Genomic DNA, 15,890 nt, shown 5'->3' on the forward strand with positions numbered 1-15,890 from the left:
TGACCCTTTCATTTCCGTTGTGTCCACCTGGGCGGCTATTTTCCACGGGTTAGTTCGTTTTAAGTCTCTCTCGTGAAGGAGCCGCCGTGGCCACCGTCGCCACCACCCACCTCGATCCCGCGCCGCCACCACGAATGTCGTCTCGGGACCGGCGATGGTGGGTCGCCCTCGTCACCATCGTTCTCGGCTCGTTCGCAGTCCTGCTGTGGATGGGCCTGCAGATCCAAGAGTCCAAGCCGCCCATCCCCACGCGCGTCGTGGACGCATCCGGGCAGACACTCCTCGGCGGCGATGACGTCATGGACGGCCAGCGGGTTTGGCAGTCCATCGGCGGCCAGCAGATCGGTTCAGTCTGGGGACACGGTGCGTATGTCGCGCCGGACTGGACCGCCGATTGGCTGCACCGCGAGGCCGTCGCCGTCATGGACAGCTACGCCCAGGACGAGGGCCTGCCCAGCTATGCGGCGGCCACGCCGGAACAGCAGGCGGCACTCAAGGCCCGGATGAAGGCCTCGATGCGCACCAACACCTACGACCCGGCCACCGGCACCATCACCCTGGACCAGGCCCGCAGTGACGCCTTCCGCGCGAACGCGGCGCACTACGCCGACATCTTCACCCAAGGCCACGAGCGATACGCCATCCCCAGCGGCACGGTCGACGATCCGGAAGCCATGCGTCAGATGAACGCCTTCTTCTGGTGGAGCAGCTGGGCAGCTTCGACGGATGCGCCCGCAGATGATGCCTCCTACACCCGTAACTGGCCGCACGAGCCCCTCATCGACAATGTGCCGACGCCCACCAACATCTTGTGGAGCATGATCAGCTTCATCCTGCTTCTCGGCGGCATCGCCGGAATGGTCTGGTACCACAACTTCCACACGGACGACGATGAGGTCACCACCTCACCGCCGGACTCCGACCCCCTGCTCGGATACGAACCGACGCCCTCTCAGAAGGCCACGCTGAAGTACTTCTTCGTCGTCGGCGCCATGTTCGTCCTGCAGATCGCCATGGGCATCCTGTCGGCGCACTACGGGGTCGAGGGTGCAGCGCTGTACGGCATCCCGATCGACACGATCTTGCCGTACGCCGTCGTGCGCACCTGGCACACGCAGCTGGGCATCCTGTGGATCGCCACGGCCTGGCTCGCCACCGGCCTTTACGTGGCCCCCGCCGTGGGCGGACGTGAACCCAAGCTGCAACGCCTCGGTGTCAACATCCTCTTCGGCGCCCTCGTCCTGGTCGTCGCGGGCTCTATGGTCGGCCAGTGGTTCTCGATCACCGGCCGCATGGGCTACGGGACCGAGTTGAGCTGGTGGCTCGGCACGACGGGTATGGAGTACCTGGACCTGGCCCGGACCTGGCAGATCGGGTTGTTCATCGGCCTGTTCCTCTGGCTGTTCCTCATGACCCGCGGCATGTGGCCGGCGCTGCGCCGCGCCCGCAAGGAGGGACACCTCTCGCCCACGCAGACCGCCCCGCTGGCCGGCGGCTCGCAGCGCACCCTCATCATCATGCTGCTGATCAGTTGCCTGGCAATCGCCTCGTTCTTCGGTGCCGCGTTCGGGATGGGCCACGACACGCATCTGTCCATCACCGAGTACTGGCGCTGGTGGGTTGTCCACCTGTGGGTTGAGGGCTTCTTCGAGGTCTTCGCCACGGTCGTGATCGCATTTCTGTTCAGCCGACTGGGTTTGGTGCGTCCGGCGATGTCGGCCACCGCAACCCTGGCTGCGACGACGATCTTCCTGCTCGGCGGGATCATCGGCACCGGGCATCACCTGTACTTCACCGGCGCCAACGACCCCGTGATGGCCTGGAGCGCCTCGTTCAGCGCTCTGGAAGTCGTGCCGCTGGCGCTGATGGGCTTCGAGGCCTTCCGCAACCTGCGCATCCTGCGGGTGAGCGAATGGGTCAACGGCTACAAGTGGGCGATCTACTTCTTCGTCTCCGTCTCGTTCTGGAACATGCTCGGCGCCGGCGTCTTCGGGTTCCTCATCAACCCGCCGATCTCGCTGTTCTACGTGCAGGGGCTCAACCTGACCCCGCTGCACGCCCACACGGCCCTTTTCGGCGTGTACGGCATGCTCGGCATCGGGCTGATGCTCTTCTGCGTCCGCAGCCTCATGCCGGGCCGGGAGTGGAACGACTGGCCGCTCAAGCTCGGCTTCTGGGCGATGAACGGCGGGCTCTTTCTCATGGCGATGCTCAGTCTGCTGCCGCTGGGCCTGTCTCAGGCGTGGGCGAGCATCTCCGAAGGCCTGTGGTACGCGCGCAGTTCAGAGTTCCTGTACACCCCGGCGATGACCGTACTGCGCTGGATGCGCACCCCCGGCGACGTGCTGTTCGGCGTGGGCGCTCTCTCTATCGGCCTGTTCATGGTCGGTCTGCTCACGGGCCACTCGATCCGTAACCACGGACCCAGCACCCGGCAGGGGTCGCTGGGGACTGACGACGAGAAAGCCCGCATGCCCTGAGCACCACCGTCGCATCGGCCTCGGGGGTGGTCAGGCTCGCCCCTTCGCCACCCCCGAGACTGGCCGTCTGCGACAGACGGGATTCCCCTGCCTCCGGCGCCCGCCCCAAGTCGCCGGGTTACCCCGCACCGTTGGCCGTCCCGCGCCACTACCGTTGGTGCATGCGTATCAGCGACCTCATCCGCGCCAAGGGCTCCGACGTCGTCACCGTGGCGCCCGACGCCTCGGTGGCCGACCTTCTCTCCTTGCTGGCCGAACACGGGATCGGCGCCGTCGTCGTCTCCGCCGACGGCTCCCACATCGACGGCATCGTCAGTGAGCGAGACGTCGTCCGGCACCTGCCACGGGTCGGCGCCGAACTGTTGGCCTCCCCGGTGCGCGACATCATGTCGGCCGATGTCTACACCTGCACCCAGTCCTCCGTCGTCGCCGATCTGGCCGGGATGATGACCGAGCACCGCTTCCGCCACGTTCCCGTGGTCGATGAGGACAAGAAGCTCATGGCCATTGTCAGCATCGGCGACGTCGTCAAGGCGCGCACCCAGATGTTGGAAAGCGAACGCGACGACCTAGTCGGTTACATCCAGCAGTGACCCTGGGGAATGGGCGGCATTCCCGCTCATTCCCCCATGGAATCCCCGTGTGCTCGGTGAGCACACGGGGATTTTTTGTGTCCGCTCAACGGGCGAAGAGGTCGCAAATAGATCACAATGGGTCACATGTGATGTGGATCACCCTTCGAGTGTCTTAGGGTCACGCACATTCCCCGGTCGAGTGTTCGCGGCCACGTCAGAGAGGCCCAAAAATGTTCAGAAGCCGTTCAGTTGCTGCCATCGCAGCCTCGTCTTTCCTCGTCCTCGGGCTCAGCGCCTGCGCTGAATCGCAACGTGAGGAAGGAGGCGGCGGTTCAGGATCGGGTGGTGGAACCTTCACCTTCGGCGCCGCCGGGGCACCCAAGGTTTTCGACCCCTTCTACGCCACCGACGGCGAGACCTTCCGCGTCTCGCGGCAGATGATGCAAGGCCTCGTCGGCTTCAAGGACGGGACCGCCGACCCCGAACCGGGCCTGGCTACTGAATGGACACCCAGCGAGGACGGCCTGACCTGGACCTTCAAATTGCGTGAAGACGTCAAGTTCCACGATGGCACCGATTTCAACGCTGACGCGGTCTGCAAGAACTTCGAGCGCATGTACAACCAGACCGGCGCCGGCGCCACCGCGGCAGTCTCGCAGTACTGGTTCGATAACTTCGGCGGATTCAAGGACGGCAAGGAGCCTTCCCTGTACAAATTCTGCACGGTCAAGGACCCGACTACCGTCGAGCTCGGCCTAACCCGCGTGACCAGCAAGTTCCCGGCCCTGCTCGGCCTGCCCTCGTTCTCGATGCAGAGCCCGACCGCGATGGAGAAGTACAACGCCAACACCGTCACCGCCCAAGGTGAAGGCTTCGTTTTCCCCGAGTACGCCATGGAACACCCGGTCGGCACCGGCCCGATGCAGTTCGGTTCCTACGACCAGGCCAACAAGACGATCACGCTGAAGAAGTTCGATGACTACTGGGGTGAAAAGGCCAAGATCGACAAGCTGGTTTTCAAAATCATCCCGGACGAGAGCGCCCGCCGTCAGGAACTGCAGGCAGGCAGCATCCAGGGCTATGACTTCCCGAACCCGGTCGACTGGCAGGCGCTGAAGGGGGCCGGGGCAGAGGTCAAGGTGCGCCCCGCCTTCAACATTCTCTACCTCGGCATGAACTCCACGACGATGCCGGAGTTGAAAGACCTCAAGGTGCGCCAGGCGCTCATGCACGCCATCAACCGCGAGCAGATCGTCAAGACCCAGCTGCCCGAGGGCGCGACCGCCGCCTCGCAGTTCGTCCCGGACACCGTCGCCGGGTACAACAAGGACCTCAAGGTCCCCGCCTACGACCCGGCCAAGGCCAAGCAGATGCTGACCGAGGCCGGCGCCGCAGGGATGACGGTCAACTTCTGGTACCCCTCTGAGGTGACGCGGCCGTATATGCCTGCACCGCAGAAGATCTACGAAGCGATTCGCACCGACCTCGAGGCCGTCGGCCTGAAGGTCAAGCCCACGGTCAAGCCCTGGAACGGTGGTTACCTGGACCAGGTCGACGCCGGTCAGGCCGGGTTGTTCCTGCTCGGGTGGACCGGGGACTACAACACCGCGGACAACTTCATCGGCACGTTCTTCGGCGACACCGAGAACCGTTTCAAGACCTCCAACTATCCGTGGGGTCAACCTTTGAAGGACGCCCTGCAGGACGCCGACTCCACGGTTGATGAGGGCGAGCGCACCGGCAAGTACGAAAAGCTCAACGAGCAGATCATGACCGAGTACCTGCCGGCCATCCCGATCAGCCACTCCCCGCCGGCGATTGTGCTGGCCAAGGGCGTCAGCGGAGTCACTCCGAGCCCGCTCACCGATGAGACCTTCGACCAGGTCGAACTCGGCGGCTGATGCTTTGACCCACGGGCTTCCCCTGCCGGCAGTGTGACCGGAAGGGGACGCCCGCCTCGACGGGCTCGGAGGTCCACCTGTGCTGCGTTACATTTTCAGACGTCTTCTTCAGATGGTGGGCGTCGTTTTCGTCCTGTCCATCCTGCTCTTCGCCTGGCTGCGTTCTCTGCCCGGCGGGCCGGTCTCAGCGCTTCTGGGCGAGCGCGCAACTGCGGAAACCCGCGCCCAACTCCAAGCCGCGCTCGGCCTTGACCAACCCATCTGGGTGCAGTACCTGAAGTTCCTCGGTCGCGCGGCACACGGCGATTTCGGCCCTTCCACCGGCGTGCTGCCCGGCGTGGACGCCTTGCAGATCCTGCTTTCCCGCCTGCCTGCCACCATCGAGTTGTCGGTGGTGGCAATCGTGTTGGCGGTGATCGTCGGGGTACCTGCGGGCTATCTGGCCGCCCGCCACCGCGGCGGGGTCCTGGACACCGGTGGGGTGCTGATGTCCCTGGTCGGGGTCGCCGTACCGGTCTTCTTCCTGGCGTTCCTGCTGAAGTACGTCTTCGCCGTCGAGTTGGGGTGGCTACCGGTCTCGGGTCGCCAAGACCCGATCAACGCCACTCGCGTCACCGGGTTCTTTCTGTTGGACGGAGTAGTGACCCGGGAGTGGGACGCCGTCTGGAGCGCCCTGAAGCACCTCGTGCTGCCTGCCCTGGCGCTGTCGACCATCCCGTTCGCGGTGATCTTCCGCATCACGCGGGCCAGCGTCCTCGACGTGCTGGACGAGGACTATGTCCGAACCGCCGAGGCGAAAGGTCTGACCTCAGCGGTGATCCGTAACCGCCATGTGCTGCGCAACGCGATGCTGCCGGTGGTGACCACGATCGGTTTGCAGATCGGGGCACTGCTGGCCGGTGCGGTGTTGACCGAGCGTGTCTTCAACTTTCCCGGCATCGGCGAAGCGCTTGCATTGGCCTTCGAGCGGCGCGACTACGCCGTGCTTCAAGTGCTGATCCTGGCCGCGGCGGCGGTCTACGTCTTCGTCAATCTGCTCGTCGATGTGCTCTACGCCGTCATCGACCCGCGCGTCCGGACCAGGTGAGCGCCCATGAACTCGCGTAAGAAAGCACGCATTGACTCACTGGCCGCCACCCCCGGCGCTTCGCTGGCCGTCGCGGACGCCGGAACCGTCGCCGAAGGAGAGGGCGTCAGTCTGCTGGCCAGCGCCTGGAGTCGGCTGCGCCGCAACGTCCTATTCCTCATCGGGCTCGGCATCGTCTCGCTGTTCGTCGTCCTGGCGCTGCTCTCGCCCTGGATCACCCCGCATGATCCAGCAGCCCAGTTGCTCATCGAACAGGTGCGCCAGCAGACCAATCCTGTCCCGGGCCCGCAGCCTGGCTTTCCCCTCGGCGCTGACCAAGCGGGACGCGACCTGCTCTCGCGGTTGATCGCAGGCAGCCGTCAGACGCTGTACGTCGGCGTCTTCGCCACCGTCGGCGGGCTGACTGGCGGGCTGATCCTGGGGACCTTGGCCGGCGCCTTCGGCGGCTGGATCGACGCACTGGTCATGCGCCTCGTCGACGTGATGCTCTCCATCCCCAGCCTGCTCATGGCGTTCTCCATCGCCGCGATCTTCTCTCAGCCCTCGCAGTGGACGGTGATCATCGCCATCGCCATCGTGCAGATTCCGATTTTCGCCCGGTTGCTGCGCGGCTCGATGATCGCCCAACGGCACAGCGACCACGTGTTGGCCGCTCGGGCGTTAGGCGTCAAGAAGGCGCCCATCGTGTTTCGACACATGCTCCCCAACGCCCTCGGACCGGTAATCGTGCAAGCAACGCTGGTGCTGGCAGTGGCCATCATCGATGCCGCAGCGTTGTCCTTCTTGGGGCTGGGCAATCCCGATGATCGCGCCCCGGAATGGGGGCAGATGCTCGGCGCCGCGCAGCAATACCTGGCCGGCTACCCGCATCTGGCTTTCTACCCGGCGATCTGCATCATCGTCGTCGCGCTGGGCTTCACCCTGATGGGTGAGTCGCTGCGTGAGGCGCTGGACCCCAAGACGAGGCGATGAGGACCATGAGCGGCTCTAGCGCAACATCCAGCACGAAGCGCCCGCAGGCCGCACCCGGTGATGGCCCCCTGCTGCGGGTGCGCGACCTGAGCGTGGAGTTCATCCGGCAAGGAACCGAACCCTTCACCGCGGTCGACCATGTTTCCTTCGATGTCCACCCGGGACAGACGGTCGGGCTGGTCGGCGAGTCCGGTTGCGGGAAGTCGGTGACCTCGCTGGCGATCATGGGGCTGCTGCCCCGGCGTGGCAACCGGGTGAGCGGAACTGTGGAATTCGAAGACACGGACCTGCTCACCCTCGGTGACGCCGCGATGCGTGATCGCCGCGGCCGCGACGTAGCCATGATCTTCCAAGACCCGCTCAGCTCGCTGAACCCGGTGGTGCCCATCGGCCTCCAAGTCACCGAAGTCATCGAACGCCACCGCGGGCTCAAACGCTCCGAAGCGATGAGACAAGCCGAGGATCTGCTACGCAAGGTAGGCATCCCCGACCCCAACCGGCGACTGAAGGAGTACCCGCACCAACTCTCCGGCGGGATGCGCCAACGCGCGCTCATCGCGATGGCCCTGGCCTGCGAGCCGCGCCTGCTCATCGCCGACGAACCCACGACCGCGCTGGACGTGACCATCCAAGCCCAGATCCTCACCCTGCTGCGCGACCTGGTCCAGGAGACGGGTACGGCGCTGATCATGATCACCCACGACCTCGGGGTCGTGGCAGGGATCTGTGACCGGGTCAACGTGCTGTACGGCGGCCGGATCGTCGAGCGCGCCGACCGCCACGAGTTGTTCGCTGACCCCAAACACCCCTACACCGCCGGCCTGCTCGCTTCGGTGCCGCGCCTGGATGCCCCTCGCGGTCAGCGGCTCTCCCCGGTCCCCGGCTCCGTCAACGACAACCTCCCGTGGACGAGCGCATGCGCCTTCGCCCCGCGCTGCTCCCAACCCGTCGACGTCTGCCGCGAACGCACCCCCGAGTTGATGAGCGCCGCGCCGGAACCGGCCCAATGCCGCGCCCTGCGCTGCCACAACCCCCTCAGTGAGGTCACCGCATGAGCCCCGCCACCACGTCGCAGCGCGCGCACACCCAACAGTCCCCTGAGCAGGATGTGCTCGTGGACGCTCAGGGCGTCAAGGTGCACTTTCCTATCAACCGCGGGATCATCCTGGATCGCACGGTCGGGCATGTGTACGCGGTCGATGGCGTCGACATGCAGATCCACCGCGGCGAGACCTACGGACTGGTGGGTGAATCAGGTTGCGGTAAATCGACCTTCGGGCGGGCGCTGCTCAATCTCGAGGACCTGACCGCCGGCAGCGTGCACTTCGACGGTGTTGACATCGCCTCGCTGAAGGGCGAGAAGCTGCGCCGGGCGCGCAAGCACATGCAGATGGTCTTCCAAGACCCACTCTCCAGCCTGGACCCGCGCCAATCCATCGAGGCGTTGTTGTTGGAGGGCATGCAGGCCCACGGGCTGCTCACCGACAAGTCGGCAGCAGGCGCACGGCTGTGTGAACTGCTTACCGCCGTGGGGTTACCGACCGCCGCGTTACGTAAGTACCCGCACGAGTTCTCCGGCGGGCAACGCCAACGGATCGGCATCGCCCGAGCATTGTCGGTCAACCCCAAGCTCATCGTGGCCGACGAACCGGTCAGCGCTCTGGACGTCTCGGTGCAGGCCCAGGTGGTCAACCTGTTGGAAGACCTGCAGGAAGAATTCGGCCTGACCTACCTGGTCGTGGCCCACGACTTGGCTGTGGTGCGCCACATCAGCGACGTCGTCGGGGTGATGTATCTGGGCGGTTTGGTCGAGGAAGCCGACGCGGACGACCTTTACGCCGAGCCGTTGCACCCCTACACCCGGGCGTTGATGTCGGCAGTGCCCGTGCCGGACCCAGTGGTGGAGGACCGCCGGGAGCGGGTGCTGCTCACCGGTGACCTACCCAGCCCGGCCAACCCGCCCAGTGGCTGTCGCTTCCACACGCGCTGCCCGTGGCGACAGGAAACACGCTGCGACACCGAACGACCGCAACTGCGCGTCATCGACACAGTCGGCAGCGCCACGATGTCCCGTCCCCACAAAGTGGCCTGCCACTATGCCCGAGAGATCGCCGGCGGTGCGATCACCCCGCATGCGATCTCGGCCGATTCCGGCGGCATCGCGCCGCGGGCGGAAGGCCCCGCCAACCCGGTGGGCGTCACTGGCAGCTTCACCGGCCCGGCGTCGCTGTCCGAACTCTAGGCGTCGCGTCGGGGCAGGCACGACCGGGAGCCGGTCCTGGCGGCGCTGTCTGCCCACCCGCTTCGCCGAATGCTGCCGGACCCGGTGCGGGGTCGCCGCAACAGGGGCTCCGGCTCAGATCCAGCCCTGCGCCCGCGCCAGATGGACCGCCTCGTGACGATTCGCGGCGCCGGTTTTTGCCACCGCAGCCGATAAGTAGTTGCGCACCGTCCCCGGCGACAGGTGCGCCCGAGCGGCGATCTCTTCCACCGGCGCACCGGCCCCCGCGAGTTCCAGCACGTCGGCTTCGCGCGGTGAGAGCGGGTTGGCGCCGGCCGCAATCGCGTCTGCAGCAAGTTCAGGGTCGACGTAGCGACTACCGCCGTGCACGGTGCGGATGGCCTCCGCCAGCACCGTGGCCGAACTCGTCTTGGGCACGAAACCGCGAACGCCGCACTGCAGCGCCTTCTTCAAGTAGCCGGGGCGGCCGTGACTGGTGACGATGAGGCACCCGAGCTCGGGGTTGGACGCCAGCAGTTGTTCGGCGACGGCAATCCCGTCGATGCCTGGCATCTGCAGATCCAGGACTGCGACATCGACCTGGTGGGCCCTGCCCATCGCCAGCGCTTCGGCGCCCGATGCTGCCTGGGCGACGACCTCGAAGTCGTCCTGCAGCCCCAACAGCATGGCCAGCGCATCGCGAAACATGTTCTCGTCATCGGCCAGCAGGAGTCGGATCACCATGGCAGGTTACGACCTCGCTGCTGCGGCGGGCGCCCCACCCGAGTCAGCCTGCGCACGGAGTCGACGCTGCTGACTGGGCACCGGGGCTGCAGGGCCGCAGTCCCGCCGGTCCCGCTATTCATCGGCAGCAGACTCATCGGTTAGCGGCACCCATGCCTGCACGACGAACGACTCACCGTGGCGCTGCGCGCTGAAGGTGCCGCCCACCGCTTCGATGCGCTCACTCAGCCCGGCCAACCCGGTGCCGGCCGGCTGACCAGCCTTCTGCCGTCGAACCCTGTCGTTGCGGATGGTCAGGTGAGCCATTCCCCCTTCGCGGGAGCCGGTGAACTCCACACAGGTGGGACTGGCGTGACGGAGTATGTTCGTCGTCGCTTCACGAACCACCCAGGCCAGGGCGCGCCCGCCCGATTCGCTGACCGCATCGCTGAACCCGTGCAGGCCCTGGACCCGGGTAGGGATGCCAGCCGAGCGAAGCACCGAGCGAGCCCCGGCCAACTCGTCGGCGAAAACGATCTGGCGGTAGTCCCGCACCACTCCGCGGACATCCCGCAGGCTCCGCTGAGCGAGTTCACGCACCTCGAGCATCTCCTGGATGGCCCGCGGGTCGGCGCGGCGGGCCAGTTCGGCTGCGAGTTCGCTCTTGACGGCGACACTGGACAGGGTCCGCCCGAAGACATCATGGAGGTCGCGGGAGAATCGCAGGCGTTCCTCAGCCACTGCCAGCTGGGCCGCGACCCCCCGGGCCCGATCCAGTCGCCGAACCACATCGACCATCCACCACGTCACCAGGGACACCGGGATGGCCAGCAGGCCGTAGAAGATCGGCAACAGGACATAGAGGCATGTGGCGCCCAGGGGATGCCCTGCGGCCAGGTAGGCCAACCCCAGCGCCCCCGCATAACAACCCACCCCGCGCAACAGCGCCCGCCAGCGATACGCCGGGCTCAACGCTGCCACGCAGATGCAGATGACCCAGGGCGCCGTGCCCAACCAGGCACCCGCACCGGCTTCGTACACGGAATCGACCGGTGTCAACAGCGGGGACAACAGCGCCAGGCAGGCGGCGCTCACCCCCAAACCCCAGCTCAGCGGTCGGGGCACCCGCTGACCGCGGAACAGCAACTCGGTCACAGCTACGGCCAGGGCGGTGAACAGGATGCTCAGCCCGACCGCGGCACCCACCGCGATGGGCAGGATGTCGGCCCCCAGCAGCGGCGCGAGCGGGGATTCTTTACGCATCTGCACGACCAGGGAAGCGGCCCCGGCTGTCGCGAACAACCCGAGGAACACCATGGAGATGTACATCGACCATCGCGAGTAGTTCTCGAAGCGCCGCAAATCGCGCACGGCAACCGGGTCACGCACCATAAGTGCCTCATCCTCCTGCGCAGCGTGCTGCCCGCTTTGAGGGCGCTGCAGGGAGGTGCTGCCCCCAGGACGGGCCAGGCGGTGGCGTAGCGACCTCATCGACGCGGCACCCAACGCAGGTAGCGGCGCACCAGCCACAGGCCGAGCCCCACCCAACCAAGCAACACCAGCGTCGGCTCGACAGAGGCCACAATCCCCTGGCTCAGGCTTAGCATCGAGCCGTCGGCCTCGACGCCGGCCATTCCGTACCGCATGAGTTCCACGACGGGATGCAACGGGGTCAAGGCTGCAATTCGCTGCACAACCTCAGGCATGAACTGCAGTGGCAGGGACAGACCCGACAGCAGCAACGGGATGAAGATCGCCGGCATCGTCGTGATCTGAGCGTGCTCCACCGAACGGGTCATGCCCGTGGAGGCGATGCCGAGCAGCGTCCACACGGCGGCCCCCAAGACCATGCCCAGCACCACCAGGGCAAGGTTGACTGGCAGCCCCACCCCGAGGAACAGACTCGCGCCCAGCACAGCCAGAGCACTCTGAGCGAAGGTGATGAGGATGAACGGCAACGCCAGCCCGAGCAGAATCGTGGCATCGCTGGCTTCCCCGGTGCGCAGCCGCTGCAGCACGCCGGCCTCGCGCCGGGCGACCAGCGCAGTGACCAGGGTGTAGTAGACGACGAAGATCAGCGCGGTGCCCAGCACCATCGTCGGAACGAAAGCGCCGAAGCTGCCGAACTGCTCCCGGTTGAGGCCACTGAAGAAGAGCACCATGAGGCCGGGCAGCAGGAGCGTGTTCACGAGCGCGACCTTGTTACGCAGCAACAGCTTGGTCTCGGCGCCGGCTAGGGCCCGCACCTGCGCCAACCGCGAAGCCGGTTGGACAGGCTCCCCCGCCACAGTCCGGGGGCCGGATTGGGTGGTCATGTTCTTCACGGCGCCTTCCTGCGCATCGGGGTGGGACGAGGATCGACGTTGGGCGTTCATGCGGCCTCAGCCTGCGGTTCGGGCGCACCCTGCTCGGCGATCGCCAGGAACGCCTGTTCCAGGGACGCCGACGACGCTGACAGCTGGCTCAACTCGACGTCGTCGCCGGCCCAGTCCAGCAGCGCTCGCAATGTCGTCTGCAACTGGTGGGTATACAGCTTCACCTGATCGTCCTGGAGGCTGCACTCCGCCCCGGGCAGGGTCGGTAGCGCACAGCCCACCGGGCGCCGGAACGAAATGGTGGCCGGCTGTGCTGCGACGATCTCTGCCACGGTGCCGCTGGTCGCGATCCGGCCGGCGTGCATGATCGAAATACGATCCGCCAACCGTTCGGCCTCTTCAAGGTAGTGCGTCGTCAGCACGATCGCCGTCCCGGTTTCGAGCAGGCGAGTCAACACCTCCCAAGCTCGGTGTCGACTCTCCGGGTCCAGCCCCGTCGTGGGCTCGTCCAGGAAGAGGATCTGTGGGCGCCCCATGATCGCCAGCGCCAGGTCGAGACGACGGCGTTCCCCACCGGAGAGGCTGGAGACCGCAACCCCGTCTCGATCCACCAGGTCCACCAGCGCGAGCGCTTCCTTCACCGGCCGGGGCGCCGCCATGGTGCCGGCCCACATCCGCGCCGTCTCGATCACCGTCAGATCGCCGGAGAAGCCGGCTTCCTGAAGGACGATCCCCATCCGCGGTCGCAGTACGCGCCGATGCGTGTAGGGGTCCAGGCCGGCGATCTGCACCGTGCCCGAGGTCGGGCGGGCCAAGCCTTCCAAGAGCTCCATCGTCGAGGTCTTGCCGGCGCCGTTGGTACCCAACAGTGCGAAGAGTTCTCCGGGGTGCACGTCAAGGTCGATGCCACGCACCGCCTCGAAGCCGGTGCGGGGGTGGCCGTACCGGCGGGTCAGGGCGGTGGCGCTCACGAGCGGGATGTCCATGTCTTCATCATCGATCGCGATCGGGGACGGGGACGGTGCCGGTGCGCATCCATGTAGGTGCTGATTCCACGGCCCGGCGATGACATCTGTCATGGCGGCCCCCAGCGAGCGCTCAGAGACCGTAGACACACGGAAGGCGCAGGTCAGGATGGGAACGCGAGCAAACCTCAGCGTCCGCAATCCGACTCTGCGCCCTCCGCGCGTTACGAGGCGGCGCGTGACGGGCGGCGGCCCCTCCTCCGCCGCCCGCCACGCTCCGTGTTCCTATCGACGGTAGCTGGCGGCACACAAGAAGATTCCGCAACTTCTACTGGGATCGGTGCAGGTGGCGCCGTCGTTGACCACCACATCCACTGCGCAGACGGCGCTGTCATGATTGATCTATGCGCTCCATCTCCCAGTCCCGCAAACTTCAGAACATCCATTACGCCATTCGTGGGCCTGTTCCGGCCGAGGCGAAACGGATGGAAGATGAGGGACACCGCATCATCAAGCTCAACATCGGCAACCCTGCGCCCTTCGGCTTCGATGCCCCTGAGGAGATCCTGTCCGACATGCGGCGCCAACTCCCGACGGCGCAGGGTTATTCGGAGAGCAAGGGGATCCTGCCGGCCAGGCGGGCCGTCGTGCAGCATTACGAAGAGCGCGGCATCAGCGGCCTCGATGTTGAGGACGTGTATCTCGGTAACGGCGTCAGCGAGCTCATCACGATGACCTTGCAGGCGTTGCTGGACGACGGCGACGAGGTGCTCATCCCCGCCCCCGACTACCCACTGTGGACGGCGACCGTATCGCTGGCGGGTGGGCGCCCGGTGCATTACCTGTGTGATGAGCAGCAGGATTGGGCCCCGGATCTAGAGGATCTGGCGGCCAAGATCACCGAGCGCACCAAGGCGCTGGTCATCATCAACCCGAACAACCCCACGGGTGCGGTCTACTCCCAGCAGGTGCTGGAGGCCATGGTGGAACTGGCCCGCCGCCACGACCTGATCCTGCTCTCGGACGAGATCTACGACAAGATCCTCTACGACGACGCAGTGCACGTGCCGACGGCATCGCTGGCCCCGGACTTGCTGTGCCTGACCTACAACGGTCTCTCCAAGGCTTACCGCGTGGCCGGTTTCCGCAGCGGCTGGCTCGTGATCTCCGGCCCTAAGGAGCACGCGCAGAACTACCTGGAGGGCCTGGACATCCTGTCCAACATGAGGCTGTGCGCCAACCACCCGGCTCAGCACGCCGTCGCCACGGCCCTGGGCGGACGCCAGAGCATTAACGAACTCATCCTTCCGGGCGGGCGCCTGCGCGAGCAGCGCGACGTGACCATTGATCTGCTCAACCAGATTCCCGGCGTCTCCTGCACCATGCCCAAGGGCGCGTTGTACGCCTTCCCTCGCCTCGACCCGCACGTTTACCCGATCGAGAACGATGAGGCGTTCGTGCTGGAACTGCTCCGCGATCAGAAGGTGCTCGTGGTCCAAGGCACCGGCCTGAACTGGCCGCACCACGACCATTTCCGCATCGTGACGTTGCCGCATGTGCAGGACCTCCAGGAGGCCATCGGGCGCATCGAGACTTTCTTGGGCAAGCTGCGCGCCGGGCGGGTGAGCGCCTGAGGCCTTAACCGCAGGCTCGGGTTGTTGAAAAGACAACTATCTTGCTGGGCGCGTTAACTGCCCGAGCGCGGCCTTTTTAACTACGGTCATCAGGTGGACTCCTGCTTTCTTGTCCAGCAAGATGACTGTTCGCCGCCGGGCGCGCTGCTGACCTGGGCCCAGGCGGCGGGCGTGAATGTCGAACTGCGTCGGCCCTACCGCTGCGATCCCCTGCCCCCGATCAGGGACGTCGAGGGCCTGGTCGTCCTCGGTGGCGCGGTGGGCCCCTATGACGACGCCAGGCACCCGTGGCTGGTCGACCTCAAACGCCTACTGACGCGCGCCGTCGCCCACGAGGTGCCTGTGCTGGGCATCGCCGCCGGGGGGCATGTCCTGGCCACCGCTTTGGGGGGCACCGTGACCTTGCCCGCGGCGGCAGTCCACACCGGGCTGGTCTCGTTGTGCCCTACCCCCGAGGCTCCCCCCGACCCGCTGCTACAGGCACTGGAGGAGGACACCGCCTGGGTGTCCTGGAGTCCGCTGCTGCCGACCGAACTGCCCGCAGGTGCCGTTGTTCTGGCCGAGGATTGCCCCGGTTTCCCCCAGGTCGTGCGCTACGGGCCGCGCGCTTGGGGCTTCCAGGGCCATCCCGAGGTCGACCCCGACATCGTCGGTCGCTGGGTCAGCCGGGGCGGTCCACCCCCTGGTAGCTACCTGGTCGGGGATCCCCTTGCGGAACTCCGCCGCCGCGAAGACGTGTTGAACGCCTGGGAACCCGTCTTTGAGGCCTTTTTCTCTTTGCAGGCCCGCGCAGCCTGAGCCGAAATCCTCCGGCGACGAACACCAGCGCCGCCCCGAAGATGCCCGCCTCTTCGAGCAAACTACCGGTCAGAACAATTCAGCCGAATCCGGACATCGCCCCGGAGGCGACGGCCCAGACGTCCCAGCGCCCCAGGACGTGGTCCTTCTTCTCGTGTGCTGCCCGCCAGCTCACGAGGTACTCATCCTGGTCGTGGATGCGCGCCTTTTGCGGAGCAC

13 protein-coding genes are annotated in these 15,890 nt (G+C 66.2%); 9 read left to right on the forward strand and 4 right to left on the reverse strand.

From position 1 onward, the window contains the following. Window positions 1-86: 86 nt before the first annotated feature. The 7 genes from G9V96_RS04880 (at window position 87) to G9V96_RS04910 (ending at window position 9,257) form a co-directional block, all read left to right on the forward strand. Window positions 87-2,480, forward strand: coding sequence for a nitric-oxide reductase large subunit (locus G9V96_RS04880; RefSeq protein ID WP_226913477.1), 2,394 nt, complete (start codon window positions 87-89; stop codon window positions 2,478-2,480). 161 nt (window positions 2,481-2,641) lie between these two features. Beyond that, the gene (locus G9V96_RS04885) at window positions 2,642-3,073 is read left to right on the forward strand and encodes a CBS domain-containing protein (protein ID WP_168582035.1); all 432 of its coding nucleotides are present in this window, start codon (window positions 2,642-2,644) and stop codon (window positions 3,071-3,073) included. Between the two features lie 212 nt (window positions 3,074-3,285). Continuing rightward, entirely contained in the window at window positions 3,286-4,956 is a 1,671-nt protein-coding gene (locus G9V96_RS04890) for an ABC transporter substrate-binding protein (protein ID WP_168582036.1), read from the forward strand. 79 nt (window positions 4,957-5,035) lie between these two features. Further along, complete coding sequence (locus G9V96_RS04895; protein ID WP_168582037.1) at window positions 5,036-6,043, forward strand: ABC transporter permease; 1,008 nt, start codon at window positions 5,036-5,038, stop codon at window positions 6,041-6,043. A gap of 6 nt (window positions 6,044-6,049) precedes the next feature. Then, window positions 6,050-7,015 carry an ABC transporter permease gene (locus G9V96_RS04900; protein WP_168582038.1) on the forward strand — a complete coding sequence of 322 codons (966 nt, stop codon included), beginning with the start codon at window positions 6,050-6,052 and terminating at the stop codon, window positions 7,013-7,015. 5 nt (window positions 7,016-7,020) lie between these two features. After that, a complete protein-coding gene (locus tag G9V96_RS04905; RefSeq protein ID WP_168582039.1) occupies window positions 7,021-8,070 on the forward strand; it encodes an ABC transporter ATP-binding protein in 1,050 nt (349 codons plus the stop codon). Then, entirely contained in the window at window positions 8,067-9,257 is a 1,191-nt protein-coding gene (locus G9V96_RS04910) for an ABC transporter ATP-binding protein (RefSeq protein ID WP_168582040.1), read from the forward strand. Before G9V96_RS04905 ends, G9V96_RS04910 begins: the two co-directional genes overlap by 4 nt. A 114-nt stretch (window positions 9,258-9,371) precedes the next feature. Here the strand turns inward: G9V96_RS04910 and G9V96_RS04915 are convergent, their stop codons facing one another. The 4 genes from G9V96_RS04915 to G9V96_RS04930 all read right to left on the reverse strand — a co-directional run bounded on the left by G9V96_RS04915 (window position 9,372) and on the right by G9V96_RS04930 (window position 13,260). Then, a complete protein-coding gene (locus tag G9V96_RS04915) occupies window positions 9,372-9,980 on the reverse strand; it encodes a response regulator transcription factor (protein ID WP_226913479.1) in 609 nt (202 codons plus the stop codon). Between the two features lie 114 nt (window positions 9,981-10,094). Next, window positions 10,095-11,450, reverse strand: a complete 1,356-nt coding sequence (locus tag G9V96_RS04920) for a sensor histidine kinase (protein ID WP_168582041.1) — start codon at window positions 11,448-11,450, stop codon at window positions 10,095-10,097. Then, on the reverse strand, window positions 11,447-12,334 hold the full coding sequence (locus G9V96_RS04925; RefSeq protein ID WP_168582042.1) for an ABC transporter permease: 888 nt from the start codon (window positions 12,332-12,334) through the stop codon (window positions 11,447-11,449). Before G9V96_RS04925 ends, G9V96_RS04920 begins: the two co-directional genes overlap by 4 nt. Continuing rightward, a complete protein-coding gene (locus G9V96_RS04930; RefSeq protein ID WP_168582043.1) occupies window positions 12,331-13,260 on the reverse strand; it encodes an ABC transporter ATP-binding protein in 930 nt (309 codons plus the stop codon). The genes G9V96_RS04925 and G9V96_RS04930 overlap by 4 nt, the downstream gene beginning before the upstream one ends. Window positions 13,261-13,643: 383 nt before the next feature. Here G9V96_RS04930 and G9V96_RS04935 point away from each other — a divergent pair, with 383 nt between their 5' ends. Further along, the gene (locus G9V96_RS04935) at window positions 13,644-14,873 is read left to right on the forward strand and encodes a pyridoxal phosphate-dependent aminotransferase (protein ID WP_168582044.1); all 1,230 of its coding nucleotides are present in this window, start codon (window positions 13,644-13,646) and stop codon (window positions 14,871-14,873) included. 93 nt (window positions 14,874-14,966) lie between these two features. Continuing rightward, window positions 14,967-15,671 (forward strand): type 1 glutamine amidotransferase, encoded by a 705-nt coding sequence (locus G9V96_RS04940; protein ID WP_168582045.1) that lies wholly within the window; start codon window positions 14,967-14,969, stop codon window positions 15,669-15,671. The last annotated feature ends 219 nt before the right edge of the window (window positions 15,672-15,890 follow it).

The organism is Gephyromycinifex aptenodytis (genome assembly GCF_012277275.1).
Classification (GTDB): domain Bacteria; phylum Actinomycetota; class Actinomycetes; order Actinomycetales; family Dermatophilaceae; genus Gephyromycinifex; species Gephyromycinifex aptenodytis.